11 protein-coding genes are annotated in these 10512 nt (G+C 70.8%); 10 read left to right on the forward strand and 1 reads right to left on the reverse strand.

Features of this window, described 5'->3' with window-relative positions:
- The 3 genes from ROTAS13_RS27175 to ROTAS13_RS12880 all read left to right on the forward strand — a co-directional run.
- A partial coding sequence (locus ROTAS13_RS27175; RefSeq protein WP_216348647.1) for a hypothetical protein occupies nt 1-250 on the forward strand: 250 nt, incomplete at its 5' end.
- A 141-nt stretch (nt 251-391) separates the two neighbouring features.
- Nucleotides 392-1306, forward strand: coding sequence for a cysteine synthase A (cysK, locus tag ROTAS13_RS12875; protein WP_019462786.1), 915 nt, complete (start codon nt 392-394; stop codon nt 1304-1306).
- A gap of 273 nt (nt 1307-1579) precedes the next feature.
- Nucleotides 1580-2194, forward strand: coding sequence for a trimeric intracellular cation channel family protein (locus tag ROTAS13_RS12880; RefSeq protein WP_371329190.1), 615 nt, complete (start codon nt 1580-1582; stop codon nt 2192-2194).
- A 55-nt stretch (nt 2195-2249) separates the two neighbouring features.
- On the opposite strand, the gene ROTAS13_RS12885 is transcribed toward ROTAS13_RS12880, so the two are convergent.
- On the reverse strand, nt 2250-3974 hold the full coding sequence (locus ROTAS13_RS12885) for a DcaP family trimeric outer membrane transporter (protein WP_019462788.1): 1725 nt from the start codon (nt 3972-3974) through the stop codon (nt 2250-2252).
- A 418-nt stretch (nt 3975-4392) separates the two neighbouring features.
- Here ROTAS13_RS12885 and ROTAS13_RS12890 point away from each other — a divergent pair, with 418 nt between their 5' ends.
- From ROTAS13_RS12890 to ROTAS13_RS12920, 7 genes are all read left to right on the forward strand, one after another.
- Complete coding sequence (locus ROTAS13_RS12890; protein ID WP_019462789.1) at nt 4393-5262, forward strand: SMP-30/gluconolactonase/LRE family protein; 870 nt, start codon at nt 4393-4395, stop codon at nt 5260-5262.
- A 154-nt stretch (nt 5263-5416) separates the two neighbouring features.
- On the forward strand, nt 5417-6073 hold the full coding sequence (locus ROTAS13_RS12895) for an outer membrane lipoprotein carrier protein LolA (protein ID WP_019462790.1): 657 nt from the start codon (nt 5417-5419) through the stop codon (nt 6071-6073).
- 151 nt (nt 6074-6224) lie between these two features.
- The gene (locus ROTAS13_RS12900) at nt 6225-7022 is read left to right on the forward strand and encodes a gamma-glutamyl-gamma-aminobutyrate hydrolase family protein (RefSeq protein ID WP_027297493.1); all 798 of its coding nucleotides are present in this window, start codon (nt 6225-6227) and stop codon (nt 7020-7022) included.
- A 534-nt stretch (nt 7023-7556) separates the two neighbouring features.
- On the forward strand, nt 7557-8240 hold the full coding sequence (locus tag ROTAS13_RS12905; RefSeq protein ID WP_019462792.1) for a fumarylacetoacetate hydrolase family protein: 684 nt from the start codon (nt 7557-7559) through the stop codon (nt 8238-8240).
- Nucleotides 8241-8261: 21 nt separating this feature from the next.
- Nucleotides 8262-9062, forward strand: coding sequence for an exodeoxyribonuclease III (locus tag ROTAS13_RS12910; protein ID WP_019462793.1), 801 nt, complete (start codon nt 8262-8264; stop codon nt 9060-9062).
- A 186-nt stretch (nt 9063-9248) separates the two neighbouring features.
- Entirely contained in the window at nt 9249-9713 is a 465-nt protein-coding gene (soxR, locus tag ROTAS13_RS12915) for a redox-sensitive transcriptional activator SoxR (protein WP_019462794.1), read from the forward strand.
- 57 nt (nt 9714-9770) lie between these two features.
- Nucleotides 9771-10289: a DoxX family protein gene (locus ROTAS13_RS12920; protein WP_226945999.1), complete on the forward strand. Its 519-nt coding sequence runs from the start codon at nt 9771-9773 to the stop codon at nt 10287-10289.
- The last annotated feature ends 223 nt before the right edge of the window (nt 10290-10512 follow it).

The raw sequence follows: 10512 nt of genomic DNA on the forward strand, positions 1-10512 counted from the left end.
GCTGTGCGTAGATGTGATCAAGAGACAGGCACCCGTGGTGGAAGGGCCGTCCCTCTGGTCGGTGCTGGCCGAAGCGGGCGCGGTGGACCCGGCGCAGCCGCGCGAGCAGGTGCGGCGCGTGGTCCTGGCCACGGGGCGCGACGGCTATGTGGCCGTGCTGGCGCCATTGTCGCGCGGGAATGCAGGGAAAGGCGGATTTCGCGATGGTCGCCCGCTGTTCCGGTTGAATTCCCGCCCGGCGCCGCCATGATCGGACGCAACGCCAGAACAGGGTATCGGAACCGGCGCCGGAACAAGTCCGGGCCGGTTCCGCCACCCCCGTCACCGGGATGCCCGACGGAGCTGCGCCGGATGCGCGGCCCGGTGGGCGGAAAGCCGAGGAGAAGGGCCCATGAAGGCCGAGAATGTGCTGCAAACCATCGGCAACACGCCGCATATCCGCCTCGCGCGGTTGTTTCCGCAGGCCGAGGTCTGGGTGAAGTCGGAGCGCGGCAATCCGGGCGGGTCGATCAAGGATCGCATCGCGCTGTCCATGGTCGAGGCCGCCGAGGCCGAGGGCCAGCTGAAGCCGGGCGGGGTGATCGTCGAGCCGACCTCGGGGAACACCGGCATCGGGCTGGCCATGGTGGCGGCGGTGAAGGGCTACAAGCTGGTCCTGGTGATGCCGGAATCCATGTCGGTGGAGCGGCGGCGGCTGATGCAGGCCTATGGTGCGAGCTTCGACCTGACGCCACGCGAGAAGGGCATGAAGGGCGCGATCGCGCGGGCGGAGGAGCTGGTGGCGCAGACGCCGGGCGCCTGGATGCCGCAGCAGTTCGAGAACCCGGCGAATATCGAGGTGCATGTGCGCACCACGGCGCGGGAGATCCTGGCGGATTTCCCGGAAGGGCTGGACGCGCTGGTCACTGGCGTGGGCACGGGCGGGCACATCACCGGCTGCGCCGAGGTGCTGAAGAAGGAATGGCCGGGGCTGAAGGTCTTCGCGGTGGAGCCCGCGGCCTCGCCGGTCATCTCGGGCGGCGCGCCGGCCCCGCACCCGATCCAGGGCATCGGCGCGGGCTTCGTCCCGAAGAACCTGCACACCGACCTGCTGGACGGGGTGATCCAGGTCTCGGCGGAGGAGGCGAAGGACTACGCCCGGCGCTCGGCCAGCGTGGAAGGGCTGCTGGTGGGAATCTCCTCCGGCGCCACGCTGGCGGCGATCGCGGCGAAGCTGAAGGAACTGCCGGCGGGGTCGCGCGTGCTGGGCTTCAACTACGACACCGGCGAACGCTACCTGTCCGTGCCGGAATTCCTGCCGGCCTGAAGGCCTGGCGTCCCCACCTGCTTCCCGGGGATCGGATGTCAGGCCGACGGCAGCCACCGGAACCCACGAAAGCCCGGGGTCCGGGGGGAACCGCTCCGGTCCCTGGCGGAGAGGGGGTCCGGCGGGAAAGGCGGCGCCTTTCCCCCGGGCGGGTCGCCGCCGGACACCACGCAGGAACAGCCGGCGGAGGCGATGGTTCGCGGGCCGCGTGGTGGCGGGGCCGGGCAGGATCGGCCATGAGGGGACTGGAACGCCACCGGGAAGGCCGAGATGCTGCTGCACGTCCTCTACCTCGTCGCCATCGTCGCGGAGGCCATGACCGCTGCCCTGGCGGCGGGGCGGCGCCGCATGGACTGGGTGGGGGTCTGCCTGCTGGGCTCGGTGACGGCGCTGGGCGGCGGCTCGTGCCGCGACGTGCTGCTCGGGCGGTACCCGCTGTCCTGGGTGGAAAATCCGGCGCTGCTCGCCGTCACCGCGGTGGCGGCGATGGCGACCATTCCGCTGGCGCGCTTCATGTACTCGCTGCGGCGGCTCTTCCTGCTGCTGGACGCGGTCGGGCTGGTGGTCTTCACGGTGATCGGCTGCAACATCGCGATGGCGATGGGCCTGTCCGTGCCGGTGGCGATCATGTCCGGCATGATCACCGGCTGCGTCGGCGGCGTGCTGCGCGACGTGCTCTGCAACGACGTGCCGCTGCTGTTCCGCAGCGAGCTCTATGCCAGCGTCTCCGTGCTGACCGGCGGGGCCTATATCGGCGGGCAGGCGATGGCGCTGCCGCACGACGCGGTGCTCTTCGCCGCCATGGGCTTCGGCCTCGCGCTGCGGCTGCTGGCGCTGCGCTTCAACTGGAACATGCCGCGCTTCATCTACACGCAGGATCTGCACTGACGCCGGCCCGCGGAAGTCCTGGCTTCCGCGGGCCGGCGGCCGTGTGGGGCGGGCGTCAGAAGCGGACGATGGCGGAGGCCTGGATGCGGTCGGCCTTGCCGCCCCGCGCGCCATAGATGTCCTGCTGCTGCAGCGTGCGCTCGACATGGGTGTACTCGATGCCGAGGTCGATCGGCTTCACCGGGCTCCAGATCAGGTTCACCGCCGTGGCCCAGATGTCCCGGTTCACGCCGTCGCAGACCGCGCTGGAGGTGGCGGAGGTGCCTTCGCAGCCCGAGAAGTAGCGGACGTAGCTCGGGTAGTTCAGGCGCACGCCGTGCAGGCTGACATTGGAGCGGAGGGAGTCGGTCCACTTGTACTGGGCGCCGACCATCGCGGCCATGATCTCGACCATGTCGATCTCGTTGCCGCCGCCCTGGGAGGCGGAAAGGCCATAGTTCGTCACGGCGCTGTAGCCGGCGGAGGTGCCGTCGAGGTAGCGGCCGAGGCCCTTGCCGTAGTTGAGGCTGGTGGCGAGGATCAGGCGCTTGTCGAACAGGTTGACCGCGCCGGTGGCACCGATGCCGAAGCCCACATCGCTGTCGCTGTAGCGTTGCGCGCGGTTGGTGGCGCCCTCGTTGCTGATGCGGACCTCGCGCACCACGCCGCGCAGGGCGGCGAAGCCCCAGTCGCCCTGGTAGAGGGCCTGCAGCGTGAAGTCGGGCACGTGGCTCATGCCGAAGCCGGCGCCGCCGTTGCTGTCGGGATAGCTGGTGCCCGTGGCGGAGGTGACGTCGCTGTAGCTGTTCTCGATGGCGGCCGAGATGTTGAAGCCGCTGGCGAAGCGGTGGGTGTAGCGGAGCTGGGCCTGGCGGACGCTGCCGATGCCGAGCGCCGTCCAGTCGTTCAGCCATTGCAGCGGCAGCAGCGGGCCTTCGGAGAAGAGCGAGTTGGACTGGCCGACCAGCACGGTGCCCCAGCCGCCGGGCTGGAACTGGCCGAATTCGGCGAAGGCCTGGCGCAGGCGCGGCGTATAGGCGTTGCTGGTGGCCTGGGTGGTCAGGTCGCTGTTCTGACCCAGGAAGTCCATCTCGATCTGCGTGCGGATCTCGCCGAAGCTCTCGCTGAAGGGCGTACGCGTCTCGATGCCGATGCGCGAGCGGCGGCCGCTGGCCTGGAAATCACCATCCGAGCGGGCGCCGTTGGCGCCATGGGAGAGCGGGATGGAGGAGCCGGTCGTGGTGTCGGAGCGGTTCCGCGGCCCGAAGTCGCCGGACATGTTCAGCTTGGCGAAGCCGTAGAGGCGGACCGAGGTGTCGGTGCCCGGGACCCGGAAGGAGCCGGGGAAGGAGCCGCGCCACTGCGCCAGCGGGTCGTTGTTCTGCTCCGCCTGGACGGGCAGGGCGGAGGCCACCTGGGGCGGGGCCTGGTTCGTGGTCTGCGCCAGCCCCTGGGACTGCTGGGACTGGATCGAACCGGTGGCGACTGGGGCCCGGCCCAGGCCCTGGGCCTGCTGCGAGGGGGGCGCACCGGAGGGGGCGGGGCCGGAGGCGGCCGCGACCGGGGGCTGGGCCTGGCTGCGGCGGGCGGCCTGGCGCTGCTCGGCATCACGGCGGGCGGAGCGGCGCTGCTCCTGCTCGAGTTGCTCGATGCGGCGTTGCAGGAGGTTGAGCTGCGCCTTCAGGTCCTCGATCGACTGGGCTCGGGCCGGAACGGCGGCGAGGAGGGAGACGGCGCAGCCGGCCAGCAGGAGGAAGCGCAGGCCGGTCCGGGACGGTGATCCCGTCCGCGCGCCCGTCATGGCCGGTGGCGTAACTTGGCCCGTCCGGCATGCGGCGGGCGAAGTGAAAGCAAGGCTCCGGACATGATTAGTATCCTCACTACCGGATCGACGGTTTGGCGTGGAATCTACGTTCGCGTGCATCGTTATCCCCCTAGCCCGAATGGCATACGCCGCCCCGGAAGGAGCCGGAACTCATGCCTTTTCTCACAAGATCGTGAATGCAACTTTTCCCCCTCGCCGATTGTGTTTCCCCCGAAACCAACATGGCGCGCGGATGGCCGATGATCCGGTGTCGCGTGGCCATCGCAACCGGGAACCCGGATGCGGCACCTTCGCATCGGCACGTCGCCGGCGCATCCTGGCAGGATTCCGGAGGCTCGCGTGTTAACATCACGAGATATCGAGCCGCCGCGCCGGGGACAGGGAGGCCACCGCCATGAACGAACCGAAGATCCGCATCCTGGATGTGCCGCCGGCCACCACCACGGGCGAGAGCCCGGTCTGGGATGCGCGGACGGGGCATCTCTGGTGGGTGGACATCCAGCGCCCGGCCATCCACCGCACCGACCCGCGCCGGCAGAAGATCGAGAGCTGGACCATGCCCTCCGACGTGGGCTCCATGGGGCTGTGCCGTTCGGGGCGGGTGCTCGTCTCGCTGCGCAACGGGGTGCATGTCCTCGACCCCGAGAGCGGCGGGCTGGAGCTGCTGGCCGATGTCGAGCCCAACCATCCCCGCAACCGGCTGAATGACGGCAAGACCAGCCCGGAGGGGCGTTTCCTCGTGGGCTCGATGGACGACACGCCGGACAAGGTGGCGGGGGCGGCGCTGCATTCGGTCGCGGCCGACCGCAGCCACCAGAGGCTGCGCGAGGGCCTGATCGTGTCCAACGGACTGGCCTGGAGCCCGGACGGGCGGACCCTGTGGCATTCCGACAGCCGGCAGGCGCGGATCTGGATCAGCGACTACGATCCGGAAACGGGGCGGGTCGGCCCGGCGCGGGAGGTCGCGCATGTGGCCAACGAGACCGGGCGGCCGGATGGCGCGGCGGTGGATGCCGAGGGCGGCTACTGGTCCGCGGGCGTCTCGGCCGGAGTGCTGAACCGCTGGCTGCCGGACGGGACGCTGGACCGGAGCATCGAGCTGCCGGTGAAATCGCCGACCATGCCCTGCTTCGGCGGCCCCGGCCTGCGGACGCTCTACGTCACCAGCCTGCGCAAGGACGGGGACGGGCCGGTCGAGGGCAGCCTGCTGGAGATCGAGGGGCTTGGCGTGGCGGGGACGCCGGTGGGCCTCTTCGCCGACTGAGCCTTCCCTGGCGCCAAGGCCCCCCGGCGGCTGGCCGCCGGGGACGGCGCGACGCGGCCAGTGGTCGCACCGAGCCCTGCGTCCGCCGCATGTGACGCATCGGTGTCACGGCGGGGCCCTTTTTCCGCCGCGCTTCTTCCGCCACATGCGGGGGATGTCGCGACGTCGCCTGCTGCTCTCCGCCCCTCTCCTCCTTGCCGCGCCGCTGGTGCCGGGCCTGATCCGGCCCGCCCTGGCCCAGGGCGCGGCGCTGTCCGCGCGGGACCAGGCGGATCTCCGCCGGGTCGAGGCCTATTTCAACGCCATGACCACGCTGAAGGCGCGGTTCCTGCAGGTCGCGTGGAATGGGGCGAGTGCGGAGGGCACGGCCTGGATCTGGCGGCCGGGGCGGATGCGCTTCGACTACGACCCGCCCGAGCCGCTGCTGCTGGTGGCGAGCCATGGGCAGTTCATGCAGTTCGACCGGGAGCTGGGGCAGCCGACGGTGGTGCCGACCTCGGCCACGCCGCTCGCCTTCCTGCTGCGCGCCGACCTGAGGCTGTCGGGGGATGTGACGGTGACGCGGGTGGAGCGGTCCGGCGGCTTCCTGCGGGTCACGCTCTATTCCAGCCGTTCCCCGGCCGAGGGGACGCTGACGCTGGTGCTGGCGGAGCAGCCGATGGAGCTGCGGCAATGGGTGGTGGTGGACGCGCAGCGGCACGAGACCCGGGTGACGCTATCGCAGATCGAGACCGGCGGCCGGTTCGATTCGTCGCTGTTCGAGTTCAACGACCCGCAGTTCCTGGAAAAGGAGCAGATGCGGCGCCGATGATGGCAGGCATGACGTTTGCTTGGTTCTCTCCGGCCCATCCGGTGGCAGGATCGCGGGATGCCGCCCTGCGCCGCCGGGGCTGGCGGCCCGGCCGTCGCCGCTGGGTTCATCATCGCCTGGGCGGCCAGGCAGATCATGTCGAGGAGACCCCATGCGCCCGCTGATCGGCATCTCCTGCTGCGTGAAGGCCTTCGGCGTCTTCGCCATGCCCAACCATGCCGCCTCCGCGCATTATCCGGAGGTGGTGCTGGGGCCGGTGGGCGGAGCGCCCGTGCTGATCCCGGCCTCGGGCGAGGCGGCGGGGCTGGAGATCCTGCAGCACCTGGACGGAATCCTGCTGACCGGATCGCGCTCCAACGTCTGCCCGGACCTCTATGGCGGGCCGGCGCATTGCGAGGGGACGCCGGAGGACGTCCACCGCGACTCCACGACCCTGCCGCTGATCCGCGGGGCGCTGGCGCGGGGCGTGCCGCTGCTGGCGATCTGCCGCGGCTTTCAGGAGCTGAACGTCGCCATGGGTGGCACGCTGGACCAGCGCATCCAGGACCTGCCGGGGCGCATGGACCACTCCACGCCGGCGGACCAGGCGCTGCCCGGGGTGCGAACGGGCAAGGCGCATGCGGTGCGGGTGGCGCCCGGTTCGGAGCTGGCGCGGATCTGGGAGGGGCTGGCGGCACCGCTCGCCGCTGTTCCGGTGAATTCCCTGCACAACCAGGGCGTTGCGAAGCTGGCGCCGGAGCTGGTGGCGGAGGGCTGGGCGCCGGACGGCACGGTGGAGGCGGCACGAGTGCGCGAGGCGGCGGGCTTTGCCTATGGCGTGCAGTGGCATCCGGAATATGACTGGCGGGAGGATGCGCTGAGCCGGCGGCTCTTCGAGTCCTTCGGGGCGGCAGCCGTGGCCTATCGGCGGCAGCGCGAGTCGCGGGGGCGGCTACTGGCGGCGGAGTGACGGCCTTGCGTCCCCGTGGCAAGAATATTGGGGAAGGCCATGGGACCGCCCAGCGGGATTGGCCGGCCGGGCAAGGCGCGGCGCGCGGCGGAACGCGAGCCCTGCGGGGGACGCGTGAGTCAGAAACTCCTTTTGCATTCATGGCCTGAAAGGCGCTAGAGTGTGGCTGCTGGCGCCTACTCGCGCCAGCGGCAGCTGGTTCCCCCTACCGGCTCGCCCGACCAAGACTCCGATCGGTAGTCGTCTAGAGTAACGGCGCCCGGCCTCCCCCCCTTGGCCGGGCGCCACTCTCCCCCCGGGGGAGAAGAATGACGTCCTGCGCCTGCGGGATGTCTTCGCACGTGCGGACGATGGCCACGAATGGCTTTCGGCCCGGCCTGGAGCGGGGGCCGGCACTTTTCATCCCTTTCCGTGGATACTCCAGGCCCTTCGTTCGAAGGGCAGATTCCCGCGTCCGGACGATGCCGTCTTCCGGCGATCTGCTCTAAGCTGACGCCTTCCCGACCCTCCGCTCTCGCAGGAGCCCGCCCGTTGATGTCCGATTTCGTCATTGCTCCGCCCGCCCAGCCCAGCCTCCCGGTTCGCGGCGGCGGGTCCTTTCCGGTGCGCCGGATCTTCTGCGTCGGCCGGAACTATGCGGAGCATGCAAGGGAGATGGGGTCCGACCCCGACCGCGAGCCGCCCTTCTACTTCACCAAGCCTGCCGATGCGGTGCTGGTGGGCGGCGCGGACATGCCCTACCCGCCCGCGACCAAGGACCTGCACCACGAGATGGAGCTGGTGGTGGCCATCGGCACCGGCGGCCGGGACATCGCCGAGAGCGATGCGCTGACGCATGTCTGGGGCTATTGCGCGGGGCTGGATATGACCCGGCGCGACCTGCAGAACGCCGCCAAGAAGACCGGCCGGCCCTGGGACATGGGCAAGGGCTTCGATCATTCCGCGCCGATGGGCGGGCTGGTGCCGGCGCAGGGGATCGACCCCGGGCGCGGGCGCATCGAGCTGAAGGTGAACGGGCAGACGCGGCAGGTCTCCGATCTCGGCCAGATGATCTGGTCGGTGCCCGAGGTCATCGCCAACCTGTCGCGGCTGGTGGAGCTCGCCCCCGGCGACCTGATCATGACCGGCACGCCCGAGGGTGTTGCCGCCGTGGCGAAGGGCGATGTGCTGGAGGGCTCGATCGAGGGCGTCGGCACGGTGCGCACGGTCATCGTCTGAGCGGACGGTACTGGATCTGCCTTGAGGATCGTCACCTGGAACATCAACAGCGTGCGCCTGCGGGCGCCGCTGCTGAGTCAGCTCGTCGATGCGCTGGAGCCGGATGTGCTCTGCCTGCAGGAGACGAAGTCGCCGGACGAGCATTTCCCGCATGAGGCGGTGGAGGCGCTGGGCTTCGGCCACCGGCTGATCCGCGGCATGAAGGGCTACAACGGGGTGGCGGTGCTGTCGCGCCGCCCCCTGCGGTTGCGGGAGGGCGAGCCCGACTGGTGCTCGCGCGACGACTGCCGACATCTGGGCGTGGATGTGGAGGCCGAGGGCGGGGCGGTCGAGCTGCACAATTTCTACGTGCCCGCCGGGGGCGACACGCCGGACCGCGAGGCCAACCCGAAATTCGCGCACAAGCTGGACTTCATCGGGGAGATCACCGCCTGGACCGCCGGGCGCGGCGCGGCGAAGCGGGCGGTGCTGGTGGGCGACCTGAACATCGCGCCGCTGGAGCACGATGTCTGGTCGCACCGGCAGATGCTGGGCGTCGTCTCGCACACGCCGGTCGAGGTCGAGGCGATGGCCGGCTGGCAGCGGGCGGGCGAGTGGCACGATGCGCTGCGGCATTTCGTGCCGCCGGAGGAGAAGCTCTACACGTGGTGGTCCTATCGCGCGCGCGACTGGGAGGCCGCGAATCGCGGACGCCGGTTGGACCATGTCTGGGTCAGCCAGGACCTGGCAGGGAAGCTGCGCTCACACACCGTGCTGAAGCCGGCGCGGAACTGGGCGCAGTGCTCGGACCATGTGCCGGTGCTGGTGGAGCTGGATCTCTGAGGGGCTGAGGAGGGGCGGCTCCGGTCCCCCCTTCCCTCGCCCGTGGCGCGCGGAGAGGGTATCAGCCGGATCATGGACAAGGACCGGCGACGGGGTTCCGCGCCTTCCCGGAGGGACGGCCCGGCGGAGGGGCCCGGGGGTGGACCGCGGCATGAACCGGGCGCCACGCGGGGCGGGCGGCCCGCCGTGCTGGGGGTTGGCGAGGTGGCGCGGCGCAGCGGGATCGCCGTCTCCACCGTGCATTTCTACGAATCCAAGGGGCTGATCGAGGGCTGGCGCAGCGAGGGCAACCAGCGGCGCTATCCCAGGGCGGTGCTGCGGCGGATCGCCATCATCCGCATCGCGCAGCGGGCGGGGATCCCGCTCGCCACGATCCGTGCGGCGCTGGCGGACCTGCCGCACGACCATATGCCCAATGCGGCGGACTGGGCGCGTTTCAGCGCCGCCTGGCGGGCCATGCTGCAGGCGCGGATCGACGGTCTGGTGCAGCTGCGCGACCAGTTGACCCGGTGCATCGGCTGCGGATGCCTGTCGCTGGCGGAATGCCCGCTCCGCAATCCGGGGGACCGGCTGGGCGCGCAGGGGGCGGGGCCGCGATTCCTGCTGGGCGACGGGGAAGACGCCCCTGAGGGAGAGCGGGAGGGGGATTGACCTCAACCATGGTTAAGGTTCTAGACGGGATGCCGGCACAAGCAGAGGGAGCCGGCCATGCCAGGATTCGAAGGGAAGGGGATCGTCCGGGAGGGGACGGTGCATCCGGTGGAACGGAGCCTGCCCGCCGCGCCGCGCCCGGCGCCGGCCCGCGCGGGCCGGACGATGCCCTGGTTCGTGGCCGGGCTGCTGGATGCGCGGAACTTCGGATGGGTGGCGCGTCTGCTGCTGACCCTGGTGTTCTGGAGCAGCGGGCTGGCGAAGCTGCTGGATTTCCGGGCCAGCGCCGCGCTGATGGAAGGGTTCGGCCTGCATCCCGGCTGGGCGGTGAACCTGGCGGTGCTGCTGCTGCAGATCGGCGCCTCGGCGCTGATCATCCTCAACCGCCAGGTCTGGCTCGCCGCGGGGGCGCTGGCGGTCTTCACCCTGCTGACCATTCCCGTCGCGCATCCCTTCTGGGCGAAGTCGGGTGAGGAGGCCTTCCGCGACCTGACGGTGGCGCTGGAGCATGTCTCGCTGGTCGGCGGGCTGATGCTGGCGGCCATGCTGGAGCGGCGGCCCCGGCATGGCTGGTGAGGCGCGAGGCGGGCGGCAGAAGCCGGGAAATCGCCTATAAGGCGGCGCCATGATGCCGCCGCTCCCCTGCCCTCTTCCGCTCCGGGTCTTCCGATGAGAGTCCTCGCCCTCGATGGCGCGCTGGCGCGGTGTTCCGCCCTGATCCGGGAGGATGGGCGCGTGCTGGCCCGGCGGGTGCAGGACGGGCCGCGCGGCCATGCCTCGCTGCTGCCCGCCCTGGCGC

Origin of the sequence: Roseomonas sp. TAS13 (genome assembly GCF_001950415.1) — a bacterium.
In the GTDB taxonomy this organism is placed as follows: domain Bacteria; phylum Pseudomonadota; class Alphaproteobacteria; order Acetobacterales; family Acetobacteraceae; genus Roseomonas; species Roseomonas mucosa.